This is a genomic window from Mesorhizobium sp. B3-1-9 (genome assembly GCF_006439595.1).
GTDB lineage: Bacteria > Pseudomonadota > Alphaproteobacteria > Rhizobiales > Rhizobiaceae > Mesorhizobium.
The window spans coordinates 283,829-300,800 of sequence record NZ_VFTJ01000006.1 but is presented as its reverse complement, the minus strand read 5'-3'; the positions used below and the strand labels follow the sequence as shown (position 1 = coordinate 300,800).

The window sequence follows — 16,972 nt, the reverse complement described above, 5'->3', positions numbered from 1 at the left end:
ACTCTCCTTCGGTTCATTGAGAGAGCGGCCCGGCTTGGGCCGCTCCCCGTGACGAGCCGAACTCGATCAGGCGGACATCTTCAGGACCTTGATGGTCTCCGGGTTCTGGACGCCGCCGCCAACGCGCTTCGTGGTGTAGAACATCACGTAGGGCTTGTTGGTGAACGGGTCGCGCAGCACGCGGACACCGGTGCGGTCGACGATCAGATAGCCCCGGCGGAAGTCGCCGAAGGCGATCGGCAGCGCCGATGCAGCGATATCGGGCATGCCCGGCATTTCGGTCACCGGATAACCGGCGATCGTCGCCGGCTGGCCGGCAACATAGGACGGCTGCCAGAGATAATTGCCGTCGCCGTCCTTCAGCTTGCGGATCACGCCCTGCGTGGTGCGGTTCATGATCCAGCGAGCGTTCTGGGTGAAGCCCGACGGCAGCAGATAGATCAGGTCGAGCAGCTCGTCGGAATCGATAGCCGCGGCGGCAGCCGTGGTCTTCAGCTCGATCGCGCCGAGCGGGTTCACCGCAGCGTTGGCCCCACCAGTCACGAAGGTGAGCAGGCCATAGGGCTTGTTGGCGCCGTTGCCGGAAATGAAGGCGAGGCCCTCCTGGTAGGAAAACTCGGTCTCTACCTCATTCGCCAGCCACGCTTCCAGGTTGACCTCGGCATCGTCGAGCATCTGCTGGGTCGCGGCCGGATTGGCGTAGATTTCCCCCGGCGCGAAGGTCATCTCGCCGAAAGTCGGCGTGTTGGTCTGCGGGCGTGCCGCAGTTTCGCCGACCCAACCGGACGAGGTGCCGCGAAGGTTGAACAGCTTCTTGAACCCCGCCGTCGAGATCGTCTGGCTGGCAGCGATCTGGCGCATCGGAGAGACTTCGACGAGCTTGTCGGTGATGGTGCGGTCCCACTCCACCGGAGCGAGAAAGCCGCCCTCGGAATCGGCGCCCTTGTTGAGCGATGCCTGGATATCGCCCTTGCGGAAATGCGCGCGGAAGGCGTCGGAATATTCCTTGTCCTTCACCTCGCGCGCGCCGCTGCCGGCGCCGACCTGGATTGCCGCCAGCTTGGCATTGGCCTGGTCGACCGCTGCCTGCAGCTCGGACACGCTCGAATTGATCTTGTTGAGCTTTTCCGTGGTGACCACATCGTCGAACTTTTTGGCGAGTTCCTTGTCCTTCTCGGCCATCGTGGCCTTGAAGGTTTCCCAGTCCTTGCTGAGTTCACCGATAAGAGCCTTGACGTCGCCGCTTGCATCCGCGCGCACGGCGACAATGCCGCGGCGCGGCATCGCAAAATGTTTGGTCATTCTCTGTCTCCTATGACCGGATTGTGGATCGAAGCTGCTCGATGGCAGCCATGAGATCGTCAGCGTCGCGCGTGACGTTTACCGGAGCATCTCGCGTCCCGGATTTCAGCTCTGCGATGAAGGCCTTTGCCTCCTGCGCAGACATGTTGGTTGCTGCCATAAGCGCGTTCTCCGCGATGCGCTCGCGTGGCACTGGCTTTGCAAGTTCCGCCTTTACCTTGACGGCGCCGGCGGCAAGCTTGCCATCGGCGAGGCCTTTCTCGATTGCCGAGGCGGCATTGAACATCGTGCCGTCGCCGCGGCGACTGTCCATCCAGCCGGCCGCAACGGACTTTTCGACACCTGCATGCGCGGCGTAAATCTCGGCCATCGAGTCATCGACCTGGCCGAGCAGATCGGCCGCATCCTTCGCGTCGAACTTGTTTCCGATGACGACGCCAGATGCGTTGTGGACCATGATGAAGGAGCCGTCGGCCATCAGCACCTTGTCGCCAGCCATGGCGATCACGGAGGCGGCTGAGCCGGCCATGCTCAGCACGTTCACGGTTACCTTTGCCGGATGCGCGCGCAGCACGCTGTAGATCGCAAGGCCGGAGAAGAAGTTGCCGCCTGGCGAATTGATATTCAATGTCACGTCACGCTTTCCGATCGAACGCAGCGCGGCGGTGATCCGGCGTTCGCTGTTGTCGGTTCCGGTGATCGGGTCGAGGCCGATCTGGCCATAGATCGAGATGACGCCGTCGTCGGCTTCCCCAGCCGCGACGATGGCGGGATCGAACGCCTCGACGTTCTGATCCGGCGCCTCGAAGTTGAGCCAAGCCGGCTTCTGGAAGGCCTGAATCTCAGGCAGGTTTCGCAGGCTCATTTGCCGCTCCATTCGATTGGCCAAGAGGCGGTGGAAGATTGTCGCTATGCGGGAGGTCGAGCCAGCCGCGCACCTCGTCGACCTCGAGGAAGGGCTGCTGGCCGCCGGCGCCAAGGCCCTTGGCGAAAAACTCGGCCTGGTCCTTCATCGAACCGCGCAGAAGAGCGCCGGCGTTGAATTTCGGCTCGTAGAGTTCTGCTTCCTTTTCGGTGAGGAGGCAGCGCACGATCGCCTGCTGCCACGCCTCGAACCATGGATTGAGGCCAAACCGGACGAAGAACTGACCAAGCACGTCGACGCCCGTGCCCCAATTCGTCTCGTCGAGATTGAGCAAGGGACGCGGTACGCCGAAGGGGCGGGAAATCTCTTCCCCCTGATATTTGCGCTGCTCTATGGCCTGGCTGTCACGGCCGCTTGTGCCGCCAGGAGTTATATCCATGCCCTCTTCGAGGATTAGCCACTTATGCGCGTTGGCCGCGCCCTCGCGAGCTTCCATGCTCGATTTCAGCCGCTCGTAGGCTTCCGGCGAGAGCTTATCCTTGTGCTTCAGCGCGCCGCCGACAACCATGCCGTTGCGGAAAAGCCGCGCTGCGGCCTTTTCCGTCTGGATCGCCAGCGCAATCGCCTCGGCTGCCTGTTTCACCAGCGAAAGGCCGCTTATGCCGTCCTCGGACAGGCCGTAGCGAAGATGAAAGACATCCGTCTGCGGCAGAACGACCTGGCCGCCGTTCGGCTTGTTGTACACGTATTCCAGCGACCAGTCGGTTTTCTGCCGCGTCGTCACCTGATCGGTAGGCAGAGGGACCAGCTGAATGATGCGGGTGCCGCTCCGCACGATCAGCGCGAAGGCGTCGCCGCGCTGACCGGAACCGCTCGCGCCGAGCGCGTTCTGTTGCATCAGCGACCGGAACTCGAAGGCCGTCTGCCAGGCATTCGGCCTCCGATGCAGGATCCGGAACAGCGGATGGTCGTCGGCCATCGTGCTGTCCGCCTTGCGGTGAAGATGCAGCGGCAGCATGCCGATGGAAAACGAGATCAGCGACACGCAGCGGAGAACCGTCGGGTTCTTCATTGCCGCCTTTGCAGTGATCGACAGGCCCGCCTCGGTCAGCCCTTCGCCACCATTGCGGATGAATTCCAGCAGGCGCGGATCGTCCATGCCGTAGAACTGCGCGGCCTCGCCTGCCATGGCATGGACGGCGGAGCTTGCGGCCTCCGGCGCCAGCCCGGAGCGGCGAAACCAGTCAAAAATGCTCATCCGCTCTCATCCCACCATCAAGATGCCGCGCTCTTCGTAGACGGACGGGCCGCCGTGAGCTTCCGGGTTCCAGCTCATCAGGATCGCCGCGCACAGCATGGCGATTACGGGGTCGATCTTCGTGCGGCCGGCGGCCTGCTTGGTCGCCATGTTGCCGTTGCCCTTGACCTCGATCTTCACATTGCCGACCGACCAGGCCATCATGTCGGATCCGTCATGACTGATCGTGTCGTCGCTCAGCTTATGCTCGAGGCCCCAGAGCGCCGGCGATAGCGCCGGGCCTTGGCGCAAGCGATGGAGCATCAGGCCTTCGATCTTCTTCAGAGCAAGCGCGTCGACGAAGGCGGCGATGTTGTTAGGGTCGAAGCCGACGGCGTTCTTCTCCGGCAGGAGACCGGCGTCGCGCACCTGCGCTGCAATTTCCGCAATCCGCGCGATGTAAACCGAGACCTCGCAGATCGTCAGCGAACGTTCCGCTTCGAAGTCGAGCAGCCGCGGCGCGATTTCCTTGCGCACCTCGAGGACTTTCGGGTGCGCGAATGCGTGCGCCCAGACGAGCCATCGACGCGTGACCTTCTCGCGTCCGATGACACAGATGCCGAACAGATCGTCGAGGCCGCCACCGTCGGCACCGACAACGGCGACCTCGGAGCGGGCGATCAGTGATTCCAGGGTGAGCGACGGATCGGCGCGCTGCTCCCAATAATCGGCGCCGCGCCAGCCCTCGTCGGAGAGGCCGACGCCGATCTCGATGTTGAGATGCTGGCTTGCCCATATCTGCTCGGTTTCCTTGGTGGCCGAGCCGTTGTTTTCATAGTCTTCGATCAGGCGTTGCGGGCTGATCGAGCGGCCAATATTCGGCAATAGGTATTTCCAGTGCCGCTGGTCGCGCCAGTAGGACTGATCCTTTTGCAACTCGGCCGGGAACTCGTAGAGGACCGGTAGCATGATCGGCGCGCTGCCGCCCTTGCCGTCACGGATCCTGCGCGCTTTGTCGAGTTCCGTCTTCCAGATGCCGGCCGGCTGCTCGTCCGACTGGGTCGTGATCATCAGGGTCTGGCCGCCCTGCATGGTGATGCCGCCGCCGCGTATCTGCTGCATGACGGCCGCGGCCTTCGCCTTCTTACCCAGCTCGTGCAACTCGTCGATGATCGTCAAAACCGGGATTTCGCCGGTGACGATCGAGGTATCGAAAGTCTTGACGTTCAGTTCGGTGCCGGTCTTGCGCCGGGTTATGCATTTGATGTGATCCTGCACCTTGAAGATCGCATCGAGGCGAGGGTCCAACCTGATCATACCCTGCGCCTGGTTGAAGCAGCGCTCCGAGATATTCTGGCTAGGCGCCACGATCAGCATCTGCCGGTTGGGCGCTTCCTCCATGAACAGCGCGGTCAGTCCGAGCGCCGCCACATAGGTCGTCTTCGAGTTCTTCTTGGGAACCATGCAGAGCAGTTCCCAGACCAGGCGCTGTTTCGTCTCCGGATCCTCGCTGGCGAGGAAGGCGACGAGGATATCGCGAAACCACTCGCCGCAGGCCTGCCAAAGCGGCGGAGTGCCCGGCACATCCGGTAGCTTCAGCCGGTTGAAGAAAGCCAGCGCCTTGGCCGCCTTCTCCTGGTTGAGCGGAACGTCTGCCATCGGCGTCTGTCCGGCTTGAATGCGCTCCCACCAGTCCGGACAGGCAAAGCGCGGCAACGCCTCAATGGCGGGCATTCTGCGCCGCTTCGCTTTCCAGCTCGGCCATCAGATCGGCGTCGGCCGCATGGGCGCGCTGCTCGTCGACGATCTTCTTGCCGACCTTCTCGCTCGTCTTGTCCTCGTCGCGACCCCTGCCCATGGAAGCCTCGATCGACATGCGGTCGTTGCGGTCGATCATCGCGCCAAGCTCGCGCAGGGCGGTGACGTTGCCGGCGTTCGCCTGCTCCAGTGCGATCTCGAAGCGGCGAGCATCGAGCCGATCGCGCATGGCGTCACGCTCGCGCATGTCGGCTCTAAAATACCGCTTCAAAGTCGCCGGGGAGACGCCGAGCGCATTGGCAATCCGCTGGTTTGCCCAGCCCAAAGCCAGCAAGAGCTTGACTTTGTTGCGATCTTTCTCGGTCGGCTCATACGGCGGACGGCCGCGATTGCCGAAGCCCTCACGAACCGGATGACCGAACAGGTCAAAATTCGGCTCCATCGAAAAAAAATCTCCGAATGTGGGGGACGCGGGTCCGGCGGGGAGGGGCTCCCAGACTTTCGACCCACCCCCTCCGGTCGACCGTCAGTGCCAGACGCCGCGTTGCTGCAAGCTGGCCTGCTCTGCCTTCTGCGCCTCGCTGTCGTGCCATTCCTTCGAGACTGCGATCAGGTTGGCCTCATCCCAGAACAGCGCTTCGTTGCCGCGATGCTCTTTGTCGTGGTGGATGACCGGGCTGTTGGGTGCGGGGTGCTTGCCTATCAGCAGCACGCCAGTCTTTTGGCAGGTGTAGAGGTCGCGCACCAGGATGCGCTCGCGCAGCCGCTGCCAACGCTCGGTCTTATACCAGCGCCGCCAAGGCGCTGCGTTGCTGCTCATGCTGGAATCTTATCCATTGCGGCGAAGCTGGGGTGCTTCGCCTGGGGCTGATGGCGCTTCCAGCCCTTTCGGGAGTGCGACACTTTCAGCTCGTCCTAGGGACAGACTCGCTATTACGATTTGCTGATTTGCGCAAGGTCGAGGTCGACCGAGACAAATTGGCCGAAGAGCATTACCTCGATCTGCGCTCGGCCTCTGTCGTCTACCGACTTCACCACGCCAGGGAACGAGGCGAATGGACCGTCATCGACGCTGACCTGATCGCCAACATCGAACGACCTGATCATCGCCTTGATGGCCTCTGGATCGTGTTCGACATCAGCACGAAGTTTCAACATCTTAGCCTCAGGAACTGGAGCTGGACGTTCAGCGCCACCGAGCACGCCCTCAACGCCTTTGATGCCGGAAAGCGCATGCCAGCAGGGCGGGCACCACACCACATTCACGAAGATGTAGCCGGGCAGGAACGGCACCGTCTTGGTCTTTGGACGCATCATTCCGTAGCGGCCACGACGACGGACCACGACGGTTTCCTGTGCCATCCATCGCTCGATCTTTGCATCTTCGAGCGACTTATCCACAGCAATGTCGAGGCCCTTTTTCACCTGCAGCACATACCAATGCGCTTCCGGGCCATCCATCCCCGCCGCCGCGAGCATCGCCTGCTCCCGCCGGCGCAATGCGATTCGCTTGTCGCTCTTCTGCCAGGCGCGATCGACATTGATGATCTCTCCCGTCGAGCGATCGACAAAGACGTGTTCACGCTCACTCAGCCGCTGCACGTCCGCCCGCATCATGGTTCCCTCGCAATGCCTGTTCGAATGCTGCCAGTCCGACCGGTCCGCCAACCGGGAAGTAGGCCACGCGGCCAGGGTCAGGCAGCCATGGCCAGCCGCGCTGCTGGAACAGCGCCTTCCAGTCGTTCCACTGCGGCATGTCGACCGGCACCGCGACCATCTGGCCTTTCAGCGCATGCCAGCGCTCGCCGAAGCGATAGCCCTTGCCGCTGCGCGCCATGCCGAACAGCTTGAACAGGTGCGGCCAGCGTTCAGCGAACGCCGTCGCCGCAGGATTGGTCGGGCCGTCGAGCATGTGCGCCATCACCCATGCCATCCACACCGGCCCGAATGGCGGCGCATAGTCGTCGGCCTCCGCTGCCGGCTGCGCCTTGGGCGGCAGCTTCTCCCAGCGCTTCTCGGCGAGGTAGACGGCGAAGGTGCAGATCACGGTCCGGCCGCCGACCTTGGCGCTGGCCACGTAATCGGCCATGCGGTCGGCCGCGGCGTCGCGCTCCGCGTCGGTCAGCTTTCGAGCCTCGGCCAGCGCCTTCGGCCCGCTGTCGCTGATATAGCTCGGCCAGGCCGGATGCGTTTTCTTCAGCCAGCGCTCGATTGCCTTTTCTTCCTCACGCGTGCGCTCTCTCTCGGATTCGTTCTGGTGGGTCGTTCTAAGAGGGTCGTTCTTAGGTGCCGGCTCTGGGCCGGCAGGGGGTGCCGGTTCTGGACCGGCAGGGGGTGCCGATATACCGGCAGGGGTGCCGGGCTGTCGGCAGGGGTCATCCTGGTCGCAATCGGCCTCTTTCACGCTGCGCGGATCGGCATGCTTCGGATCGAGGATGACGCGATAGACATGCGGACTGTCGCGCCCGTTTTCCTCCTCCTGCTCGTAGCGCTCAAGATAGCCGGCCTTGACCAGCCGCTCGATCGCCTCGAACACCGTCGAGCGCGCGCAGCCCATCTCGTCGGCCATCTTGACCTGGCTCTTGCGGCACCAGCCGAGATCGTCGGTATGGCGCCCAAGCACGCAAAGCACCTGCAGGTCGCGCGGTTTCAGCGACCTGTCGGTCGCCGCGCGCGCTGGAATGATGGATAGGCGAGGGCCAGTCACTCCGCCGCCTCCCGGTAGCGCGCCAGGTGGCCGCAGTTGGCAGCGACGAGGGCGGCGGCGATCGGCGGTGCCACGCTGTTGCCGCAGCAGGCGATCTGGTCGCTCTTGGCCAGCGGCCTGCCCGCATAGTCGACGTCGATGATGTAATCGGCCGGGAAGCCTTGCGCGCAGAACAGCTCGCGCGGCGTCAGCATGCGCATGCCGATGTCGACGATGGTGAAGACTTCGCCCTCAATCTCGACGGTGACGAACTCGCGCTCGTCCCAGAAACCCTGCTCGCGCATGAAGTCGGCGACCTGACGGGCGCGAGCCGATTGCGCTTCGCTAAACGGCGGCCAGCCGATCTCGCCCTCGACGAAGCCAAAGCGATCTTTCGTGGTGACCGAATGGCAAGGCTCGTCGACGCGAGCGCCGTCGCCGGTGCCGTAATATTTCTGCATGAACGGCGCCACGACTGTCAGCCCGGCGCCGCCGGCCGTCACCGTATGCGCAGGCTCGTCGGGGGACGAATAGGCCTTCTGCGCATTGCGCATCGTCATCAGGTGCGGCGCGACGACGGCGGTGCCGCCGCCCTTGCCTCCGCCGGCGGTCACTGTCGGATGCGGTGCATCGAGAGGCCCGTCGCGCCGATCGCTGGCCTTCATGTTGAGAAGATGGGCCGCGACCACGCTTTGCGTGCAGCCCTTCTGGACGATGGTCGAGACCGGCTCGCGTGCGTCGTGGCCGGTTTCCTGATAGTTGTTCTGGGTCAGGAACGCTGTTGCGAGGCAGACGTCCGCCTTTGCCGTTCCCGTAGCCGTCGGCTCGTCGCCGCCGCGTGGGCGGCTCTGCCCGGCGCGTCCGCCGCAGCCGATCAAGGTCGGAACCGCAAGCGCATGCTTCACGCCGCCTGCGACGACCGTTCCGAGCGGTGCGTCGATATCGAGAGAACGCGGTGACTGGCCTTCGCGCTCGCCATAGCCGGTCTGGATCAGCGTCGGCGCGATCACCGCATTCTGATCCTTGGCGCTGGCGGTGATGGTATGCGCAGGATCTTCCACGCTGCGAATGCCGCCACCCTGCTGGCCATAAGTCAGCACGGGCGCGACGACGCCGAGCGGCGCCGCGCCGCCAGGCCGTTTCTTGAAGCTGTTGGCGGTGACGGTCGCCATCGGCTCGCGCGCGTCGTGGCCGGTCGCGCCAGTGTTGAAGCGGATGACGGACGGCGACACGACAGCGTGGTTTATGCCGCCAGCCGTCACAACCGAGAGCGGATCATCGACAGAGCGAAAGCCATGACCCCAGCGCTTCACGCCGGATGGTGATACTTCGCCGTGCGCGACGTCGACCAGAAACGGTCGCGTCGCCTTCAGCACATAACGATCTACCCCGCGCGCGACCCGGCTCATCGTCGCGGTGGCGAGCGGGCGCACGGCGCGAAGGCCATACTTGGCGAACACGTCCTCCGTGGTGTCGAAGATCGAAGGGCATGGCAGTGACCAGTCGATGACTTCCGCTGCCGTTCGCCACGGCTGCTTGCGGCCGGCAATCACATCCGGATCGTCAGGCTTGCCATGCGTCGGCTTCGGCCACACAATCTTTTGTCCGTCGAAGCGGACTATCACGAACAGCCGCTTTCGGATTGTCGGCGCGCCATAGTCGCAGGCGCGCAACTCGCGCCAATCGATCTTGCCGCCAAGGCGGCGCAGCGCCTTGCACCATTTCTGGAAGGTCTCGCCGCGCGCTTCTGGATCCGGCATCAGGCCGCGTTCCGTCTCGCGCAGCGGGCCCCAGTCGCGGAACTCCTCCACATTTTCGAGGATCACCACGTCGACGTTACCGCCACTCTGCTGGATGCGATCGACCCATCCCGGAATGATCCAGGCGAGATCGCGGATATTGCGCTCGACCGGCTTGCCGCCCTTCGCCTTCGAGAAGTGCTTGCAGTCCGGCGAGAACCAGGCGAGGCCGACATGCCTTCCAGCGACATGGTCGAGCGGGTCGACCTTGTACACGTTTTCCGACAGATGCAGCGTTTCTGGGTGGTTTGCGGCATGCAGCGCAAGCGCCACTGGATTGTGGTTGATGGCGATGTCGGGCGAGCGGCCGAGCGCCATCTCGATTCCGGTCGAGGCGCCGCCGCCGCCGGCGAAGCTGTCCATAATCAGCGGCGGATAGTCGGCTTGCGCGAGCCGCGGTTCGAAATCCAGAAGCATCTATCGTCCCGCCTTCAGCCATGCGGCGAAATCGGCGCGCAGCGCTTTCCACGCTTCGGCCGGCGCTCCGCCGTCGTTGAGTTGTTTTCGTGAGGTGACGCCGAGGATCGAGCGCACGCGCTGCGCCACGCGGTCATCCGTCAATGGCCGTTCCAGCCCGTGCCGTTCTTCGAGGTAGACCTTGAAGCGCGCGTCCTGGCATTTCAGGGCGCACTCGGCCGCGAAGTTCTTGTCCGCTGCCGGCTCACCCACGGGCTTGTTCCGGCGCACAGGCTCGCCGCGCAGTTCATGGATTTCGGAAAACGCGCGCGCCAGAAGGTGAAGCAGGAAGCGCACCGTGTCCGGCGCCCCGCAGACGAAGGCGACCTCGTCGACGCTGGCATGATCGCCGAAGCGGGCAAGCACATAGCGCTCGCCATAATCGCCGCGCGCCTCGATCAGCGCGCCGGTCTCGTCATGCGCGCGCGTCCAGTCGCACGGGCCGAGCGCGTCGATCGCGACCTTGATGGCCTTGAGCCTGGTGGCATCGGGCGAGAGCGCATGCGCGTTCATCCGGGCATCCGCCCGTGCTTGCGCATGGCGCGTCCGAGAACGGTGGCGGCGCGCTCCAGCGATTTGCGCGCAGCGATCTCGCCGGGGCCGAACTTCGCGTGCGCCAGCCCGTCGGCAGCGCTCGCCACCATGCGGCAGGCCTCCATGATGTCGTCATCGGCCTTCGAGGCTTTCGGCTTCGCCACGGTCGAGGCCGCCAGCCGCTCGATCTCGGCAAGCAGCATTTCGCGCACCACAGGGGCCAGCTTGCGGGCAAGCTTGCCCTCGATCCGGTTTTCGACAGGCGCGGTCACGACGCGCCTCCATTGACGAAACCCACCAGCGCGCGCCGATAACGCTCCACCATCGCGGCTCGCTCTGGCGGCACCTGGCCAGTCGCATCGCGGACCGCGAGAAGGGCGGATGTACGCATGTCGACGAAGGCCAAGCCGACCTCAAACGATGCCCGCCGGCACGCTTCGACGATCGAGCCGCGATATTTGAGCAGCACAGAATCCGGTATGCGCAAAAGGATGTCGGCGCGCGCCTGGTTGCCGTCGGCATTGTAGAGCTGGCGCAGCATCGGCAGCATGGTGTCGGTCATGGTGCGCTCCGTGTTTCACATGGCACAGACGCTGTAACAGCCTGTTGCAGAATGGTTTTTCGAGTCACACGGCGGCGTTTCGCGCCGTCGACATGGAAGTCCATCGGGCGAAGGCGCAGCGCCTTGCAGAGCGCCAGGAAGCTGCCGATGGTCAGGTTCTCGCCATTCCTGGCGCGGCTGATCATGGCGACGTTGAGCGTCGGCCAGGTCGCCACGGCAGCCCGGCCCGAGATGCCGTCGAGGCGGCGGCGCACGGTGGCGGCGAAGCGGACGCGGTCGAAGGGATCAGGCATGGCGGGCCTCGTCGCTGGCGATCTGGCGCTGCAGCGCCTGGCGCAACGCGTCCATGTCCGATGCCGTCACGGCGCCCGGAGTCACGATCATCGGCCCCGCCGGCGTCGTGACGATCTCATATGACGGCAGCGGACGGCGAAACAGCGCCAGCACGAACAGGCCGAAGGCGGTGATCGGATCGCGCATCACTCCGCCGCCTCCGCGATGTCGTCGCCGATCACGAGCTCGTCGCCGTCCTCGCTGTAGGCGTATAGCAAGCCGTCATCGAAACCGTTCCATTCGCGGTCGAGGTCGGAATCGGACAAGGCCAACAACTGATCGCGAAGCGCACGCAACGTGCGTCGGTTGTCGCCTGCCTTAGCTTCCGCGATCGTTTCCGCGATTGCCTGTCGATATTTCTTGCCAGCCTCCGCCGCGATAGCGGCATCGATGTCGTCGAGGCCGAGCATGTCGAACATGGTCGGGATGGCGCGCTTGCGCTCCGCCTCCTGGCAATACCGCAGGCCGTCGCTGAAATAGGTCGCGCTAAGCTCGGACGCCTGCCCGCGGCGCCCCTTCAGGATGGCGCGGTAGGGCACCGTCATGAGCCCGCCGAACGGGTCATAGACGATGTCGCCGGCGTTGCTGTAGCGGTCGATCAGCCGGTCGACGATGTCGAACTGCAGCGGGCAGACATGCTTTTCGAGATTGCGGTGAGCCTGCTCGCCATTCAGCGTGCGCATGCGCACGACGTCGTGCCAGACGCCCGGATCGCCGGAACGCGGATCGAGCGTCATGTAGGTCTTCGACAAAGCATCGCGCGCGGCCAGTTCCTCGCCGAGCTGCACATGCTTCTCGAAATCGTAGATCGCGCCCTCGAATGAGCGCTGGAACAGTTCGCGCAGCGGCTTCGGGCCGAGCCGCACCAGCTCGTCGGTCGTCATCAGCCGGTCGCCGGAAGACGGCCAGAAAGCGTGCGCGTCGAGCTGCCAGCGCGCCAGCGTATAGCCGCTGCCCGGCACCTGGGCGCGCCGGTCGCCGTCGCTCCAGCGCATTGTCAGCTCGGTGCCGTGGTCTTCCCGCGTGCCGGTGAGCCCTTTTCTTTTCGTTCCGTCCGCGTAGACCAGCGGCTTGTCATGCACCACCGGCTCATCGGCATAGCCGCGCGAGAGATCGCTCTGCGGCCGGCGGAAGAGCAGCACATATTCCGGACAGCCGACGCCCATCTTGGTGGCGTCCTTCATCATCTCGGAATAGGTCAGCCGGTAGGTCTGGTTGTTCTCCTTCACCACGTCGGTGACGACGGTGATCATGCCGATGTACTGGAACCCGTGCTTCAGGTAGTGGAAGATCGCCTCGGCATGGAAAGGCGAGACGGTCGGCACGCCTTCGCCGGTCACCGATCCGAACAGCACGCGGTCCTTGACGTGGATGCAGGCGAGCCGACCGGGCTTCAGGATCCTCAGCAGCTCCGGCGTCAAAAAGTCCATCTGTGCCCAGAAATGCGCATTGTCGTCGGTGTGGCCGAAATCGTTGTAGCTCGCCGTGTATTCATAATGATTGGCGAAGGGGATCGAGGTGATGATCTCGCCGATCGACGCGTCGGCCGTGCGCCGCGCCTCCAGCACCGCGTCATTGTGCGCGATGATGAAACCGTCGCCGCGCTCCTCGCGCCGCGCCACGCCGATCGAGCGCTGCAGCACGTCGTCCAGCGGCAGCCCGTCCAAGCCATAGCGGCGGATGATCTCCGCCATCCGCGCCATCAGCCGCTCATGCTCGGCCCACTTGCCTTCGAGGTTGCGGCGCACCTCGCGCTCGGCTTCCGAATAGATGATGTCGATGCGGCATTCTTGGCGCTGGCCGAAGCGCACGATGCGGTGCACCGCCTGGATGAAATCGTGGAACTTGAAGCCGATGCCGACGAAGATCGCCCAATGGCAATGCTTCTGGAAATTGTTGCCAGCGCCCGACATCTCCGGCTTGGTGGCAAGATGCCGGAACCGGCCATGCTTGAAGCCGACGGCATTTTCTTCGTTCGCCTCGATCGACTGCGAGCCATAGATCGAGCGCACGTCCGGCACCGCCGCCTCGATCGCGCGCCGCTCGTCCTCGAGGTCGTGCCACAGCACGCTGTGCGCTTCCGGATCCTGCGCGATCAGTTCCGACATCTTGGCGATGCGGGCGGGCAGGCTGTCGCGCTTGGCCGCGCTCGCCTGGGTGACGCCGAGCGCCGTGTTGCGGATGAGCAGGCCTTGCCCGTCGCGGCCGTAGCCGGCCGTCGAATGGTCGATCGGCACCTCGTGCCAGTTCACCGTCACGGCCGGCAGCACATAGCCGGCATCGTCGAAGCCGAGGTCGGCCGGCGATTGCAGGAACACCGCCCAGCTGTGCACCCACAGCCAGAACTCGTCTTCCTTGTGTGGGAAGAGCGTCAGATCGCCGGCCGATTCCGAGTTGCGCTGGAAGAAGCGCGTCAGCGCCTGGCCGGTGTCCATCACGCCGAGGAAGCCGGCATAGTGGATGAGTTCCTTGCTGCGGTTCGGCGACGGCGTCGCGGTGGCGACGAATTTGAAGCGCACCGATTTGAACAGCGGCAGGAAGGTCTGGAAGGTCTTGGTGCCGTAGCCGCGCAGCACCGCCGCCTCGTCGAGCGAGGCCGCGACGAAGCGCGACACGTCGATCTTGCCGGCGAGGACGCTCTCGTAGTTGGTGAGATAGATCAGGTCCTCGCCTTCGATTTCGACGTTGGACTTGATGAATTTCAGCGTGACGCCGGACTCGCCCTGGAACCGCTCTTCCGCCTCGGCGAAGAACTCGTGCCGCACGCCGAGCGGGATGACGATCAGCCGAAGGCCCGGCTCGAACTGGCCAACCAGGCGCATCAGCTCGATCTGCATGAAGGTCTTGTGCAGGCCGAACGACGCGAAGATGGCGCGGCTGCCGCCCTTCAGCGCCCAGCGCACGACGGCCCGGCAATGTGGCGCGCCGGCCGGGTTGATGTCCTCCGGGGCGACGTCGAAGCCGTCCGCCTTGGCGAGCTGCATCTTGCGGCGCAGGAAATCGAGATAAGGATCGTCGGCGATCGGGTGGGCGAGAGGCGCGTTCATGCCGGCATGCCCTCCATAGCCGTGGCAGAGGAGGGCAGCGCCCTGCGCTTGCGGCGTTTACGCTTCGGCGCGATGCCTTTGGCCAGGTCGCGCCGCTTCTGGTTCTGCAGATGCGTGACCAGTTCCAGATGATCTTCGCGGATGCAAAGCCGCACGCGGCATTTGTGGTCGAGCTGCTTCTTGCCGGGAATGATCCCGTTTTCGTTGGTCCAGTTGACCTTGTGGACGGCCATCGTCTGGCCATCGAGCGCCATGCGCGGGTAGCCGCCACCGCGACCGCTTCCGGAATCGGGACCGCGCCAGATGTGGCAAGGCGTGATGTAGCCCATGTCGACGATCTCGACGCAGGCGAATATCCGGTCGCGGATAAGGGCGCGGCGGTCGCTCATGCGTGACCTCCCGCTGGTCCGTCCATAGGAGACTCGACAAGGAAGCCGCCGCACAAAGCTGAGATGGCCGTGACAGCCTCCACAAGCCACTGCTTCTTGAACGTTGGCGAATTGGCCTCTTCCCAGTCGACCGGAAGATGAGCGAGTGCTTCGGCGCAGGCTCTCGCATCGGCCATGCTGTCAAATCGGAAATGATGCGTCGCTCGCCGGCCCGTGGCGAGGTGGGTGACGGTGAAGCACGGTGTTCCATCCAGCAATTCGGCATCGACGGCTTTACTCACCGCAAGGCCGCCGATGATATCGGCGTCGACGGTCATCCCACCGCCCTGCGACAGCGCAATCTTGACCGCGCCCTTTGACCAGGTGAGGTTCATGCTGGCACCGCCTTTCTGGCGCGGCGCTTTGGCTTGCCTTCCGCTGCCTCAGAGGCCTTGCGGCCGATCTCGATGAGCCGGGGATCGGCGCTCCAATCCGACGAAGGCGCCGCCGCCGGCGACCCCGATTGCTCCGCAATCTTCCCGGCCTTCTCAGCCGACGAAAGGTCCACTGGACCTTTCGATGGATCGGCTTCGAAGCCCCACGCGTCCCAGCCGGGCCGCGCGGTGCGCGCGAACAGCTCCAGCCTGGCGACGCCGGGAAACAGCTTCTCGATCTGCTCGGCGAAGAAGTCGGGCTTGGCCGAGTGCTTGCCCTTGCGCTCGCGATAGACGGTTTCAGGCTGGGTGCCGGGCAGTGGCGCGGCGATGTCGCCGCGGCGGCCGATCAGCAGCAGCTCATGCCTGTCGCGGCCCCAATACCCGGTGCCTGCGACTTCCTTGTCCCATATCCAGTGGTGCACGTAGGCGAAGCCGCAGGCCTCAAGCACGCGCAGGCCGTCGAGCAGCATCGGGTTGGTGGCCCACAGGAAGCACACGGCCGGATGCTCCCCGCCGATCAGGCCGGAAAGAAGCTCGCAAATCTCGTCGGTCGGCAGCGTCGGATAATGGTTTTCCGCGCTCTTCTCGCGACCGGTCACTTCCGAGCGCACGCCGAAGCGCCAGGGCGGATCGGCATAGTAGACCGGATATACGCGCGAGAGCTTTTGCGGCGCCGAAGCGCGGCCGGTTTCCGCGACCATATCCATGTGCGCCAGGCGCACGGTGTGCGACAGCTTCTGCTTTTCGGCGCGGATGATCTTCGCGCCCTTCATGTATTCGCGTACATTCGGCTGGTCGGGGACGAAGGCAGTCTTGATTGGCTTGGTCGCCGGCTGGCGCACGCCGTCCTTGCCTTCGACTTCGTCATGGTGGGGAATTTCCCCACCCTTCACGAGCTTGCCGCGCACGGCAGAAACCGTCTTGTGGTCGACGCCGAGCATCGCGGCGATAGCGCGCGACGAGATCGACGGCGTGTCGCGCAGCTGGTCGGCGATCACCGCCTGTTTCTGCGCCGTCGTCAGGTGGCGCCGGGCAAAGTTCAGTTCGCGTGACAGCGTGCGCTTGTCGACCTCCGAAAGCCCCTTGCGAACGAAGCGCGGCCAGTCGACCAGGCCGAGGTTTTCGCAGATCTCGACGCGGTGATGGCCGTCGATGATCTCGCCTTCCTCGTCATATTCGACCGGCACCAGCACGCCATGCGCGATGATCGAGCGTTCGAGCGCAGCGTATTCTTCGGCCGACAGGCGGGGCAGCAGCTGATACTTCATCAGACCATCCCCAGCGCGGCCTTGTAGAGGTCGAGGATTGCCTCTTCCTCCTGCCGTTCAGCCTGGTCCTTCTTGCGCAGCCGGATGATGGTGCGGATGGCCTTGGTGTCGAAGCCGGTGCCCTTCGCTTCGGCATAGACTTCCTTGATGCTTTCGGAGACGTCCTTCTTTTCCTCCTCGAGCAGCTCGATCCGCTCGATGATGGTGCGAAGCTGCCCGGCCGCGACGGTCTGAGCCGTGCTGGTCGTTTCAGCCGCCTGCAGTTCTTCGGTCGCCTCCAAGCGGCGCTCGCCCTTCGGCTTGCCGTCTTTCTTCGCGCG

General features: G+C 64.3%; 19 protein-coding genes. All 19 read right to left on the bottom strand.

Translation table 11 applies throughout. The annotated features are described in order from the left end of the window. Nucleotides 1-66 precede the first annotated feature (66 nt). Nucleotides 67-1,302 carry a phage major capsid protein gene (locus FJW07_RS14100; RefSeq protein WP_210239877.1) on the bottom strand — a complete coding sequence of 412 codons (1,236 nt, stop codon included), beginning with the start codon at nucleotides 1,300-1,302 and terminating at the stop codon, nucleotides 67-69. Nucleotides 1,303-1,312: 10 nt separating this feature from the next. Next, nucleotides 1,313-2,167: a head maturation protease, ClpP-related gene (locus FJW07_RS14095; RefSeq protein WP_181182625.1), complete on the bottom strand. Its 855-nt coding sequence runs from the start codon at nucleotides 2,165-2,167 to the stop codon at nucleotides 1,313-1,315. Continuing rightward, complete coding sequence (locus tag FJW07_RS14090) at nucleotides 2,145-3,425, bottom strand: phage portal protein (protein WP_140857060.1); 1,281 nt, start codon at nucleotides 3,423-3,425, stop codon at nucleotides 2,145-2,147. The genes FJW07_RS14095 and FJW07_RS14090 overlap by 23 nt, the downstream gene beginning before the upstream one ends. A 6-nt stretch (nucleotides 3,426-3,431) precedes the next feature. Further along, entirely contained in the window at nucleotides 3,432-5,063 is a 1,632-nt protein-coding gene (locus FJW07_RS14085) for a terminase TerL endonuclease subunit (protein WP_246680751.1), read from the bottom strand. A 61-nt stretch (nucleotides 5,064-5,124) separates the two neighbouring features. Next, nucleotides 5,125-5,604 (bottom strand): AraC family transcriptional regulator, encoded by a 480-nt coding sequence (locus FJW07_RS14080; RefSeq protein WP_140857056.1) that lies wholly within the window; start codon nucleotides 5,602-5,604, stop codon nucleotides 5,125-5,127. Nucleotides 5,605-5,688: 84 nt separating this feature from the next. After that, nucleotides 5,689-5,982 carry an HNH endonuclease gene (locus FJW07_RS14075; protein ID WP_140857054.1) on the bottom strand — a complete coding sequence of 98 codons (294 nt, stop codon included), beginning with the start codon at nucleotides 5,980-5,982 and terminating at the stop codon, nucleotides 5,689-5,691. Nucleotides 5,983-6,095: 113 nt separating this feature from the next. After that, complete coding sequence (locus tag FJW07_RS14070; RefSeq protein ID WP_246680750.1) at nucleotides 6,096-6,779, bottom strand: transcription termination/antitermination protein NusG; 684 nt, start codon at nucleotides 6,777-6,779, stop codon at nucleotides 6,096-6,098. Further along, on the bottom strand, nucleotides 6,748-7,869 hold the full coding sequence (locus tag FJW07_RS14065; RefSeq protein ID WP_246680749.1) for a helix-turn-helix domain-containing protein: 1,122 nt from the start codon (nucleotides 7,867-7,869) through the stop codon (nucleotides 6,748-6,750). The genes FJW07_RS14070 and FJW07_RS14065 overlap by 32 nt, the downstream gene beginning before the upstream one ends. Then, nucleotides 7,866-10,064 carry a DNA cytosine methyltransferase gene (locus FJW07_RS14060; RefSeq protein WP_140857050.1) on the bottom strand — a complete coding sequence of 733 codons (2,199 nt, stop codon included), beginning with the start codon at nucleotides 10,062-10,064 and terminating at the stop codon, nucleotides 7,866-7,868. Before FJW07_RS14060 ends, FJW07_RS14065 begins: the two co-directional genes overlap by 4 nt. Beyond that, entirely contained in the window at nucleotides 10,065-10,616 is a 552-nt protein-coding gene (locus FJW07_RS14055) for a hypothetical protein (RefSeq protein ID WP_140857048.1), read from the bottom strand. It lies immediately after the preceding gene. Beyond that, nucleotides 10,613-10,909 carry a hypothetical protein gene (locus FJW07_RS14050; protein ID WP_140857046.1) on the bottom strand — a complete coding sequence of 99 codons (297 nt, stop codon included), beginning with the start codon at nucleotides 10,907-10,909 and terminating at the stop codon, nucleotides 10,613-10,615. Before FJW07_RS14050 ends, FJW07_RS14055 begins: the two co-directional genes overlap by 4 nt. Beyond that, the gene (locus FJW07_RS14045; RefSeq protein WP_140711114.1) at nucleotides 10,906-11,199 is read right to left on the bottom strand and encodes a hypothetical protein; all 294 of its coding nucleotides are present in this window, start codon (nucleotides 11,197-11,199) and stop codon (nucleotides 10,906-10,908) included. Before FJW07_RS14045 ends, FJW07_RS14050 begins: the two co-directional genes overlap by 4 nt. Continuing rightward, the gene (locus FJW07_RS14040; protein ID WP_140857044.1) at nucleotides 11,196-11,492 is read right to left on the bottom strand and encodes a hypothetical protein; all 297 of its coding nucleotides are present in this window, start codon (nucleotides 11,490-11,492) and stop codon (nucleotides 11,196-11,198) included. Before FJW07_RS14040 ends, FJW07_RS14045 begins: the two co-directional genes overlap by 4 nt. After that, nucleotides 11,485-11,682: a hypothetical protein gene (locus FJW07_RS14035; protein ID WP_210239875.1), complete on the bottom strand. Its 198-nt coding sequence runs from the start codon at nucleotides 11,680-11,682 to the stop codon at nucleotides 11,485-11,487. The genes FJW07_RS14040 and FJW07_RS14035 overlap by 8 nt, the downstream gene beginning before the upstream one ends. Next, nucleotides 11,679-14,579 (bottom strand): DNA methyltransferase, encoded by a 2,901-nt coding sequence (locus tag FJW07_RS14030; RefSeq protein WP_140857040.1) that lies wholly within the window; start codon nucleotides 14,577-14,579, stop codon nucleotides 11,679-11,681. The genes FJW07_RS14035 and FJW07_RS14030 overlap by 4 nt, the downstream gene beginning before the upstream one ends. Continuing rightward, a complete protein-coding gene (locus tag FJW07_RS14025; RefSeq protein WP_140857038.1) occupies nucleotides 14,576-14,968 on the bottom strand; it encodes an HNH endonuclease signature motif containing protein in 393 nt (130 codons plus the stop codon). The genes FJW07_RS14030 and FJW07_RS14025 overlap by 4 nt, the downstream gene beginning before the upstream one ends. Continuing rightward, nucleotides 14,965-15,342 carry a hypothetical protein gene (locus FJW07_RS14020; protein WP_140857036.1) on the bottom strand — a complete coding sequence of 126 codons (378 nt, stop codon included), beginning with the start codon at nucleotides 15,340-15,342 and terminating at the stop codon, nucleotides 14,965-14,967. Before FJW07_RS14020 ends, FJW07_RS14025 begins: the two co-directional genes overlap by 4 nt. After that, the gene (locus FJW07_RS14015) at nucleotides 15,339-16,652 is read right to left on the bottom strand and encodes an MT-A70 family methyltransferase (RefSeq protein ID WP_140857034.1); all 1,314 of its coding nucleotides are present in this window, start codon (nucleotides 16,650-16,652) and stop codon (nucleotides 15,339-15,341) included. Before FJW07_RS14015 ends, FJW07_RS14020 begins: the two co-directional genes overlap by 4 nt. After that, complete coding sequence (locus FJW07_RS14010) at nucleotides 16,652-16,915, bottom strand: DUF2312 domain-containing protein (protein WP_246680755.1); 264 nt, start codon at nucleotides 16,913-16,915, stop codon at nucleotides 16,652-16,654. Before FJW07_RS14010 ends, FJW07_RS14015 begins: the two co-directional genes overlap by 1 nt. Nucleotides 16,916-16,972 lie beyond the last annotated feature (57 nt).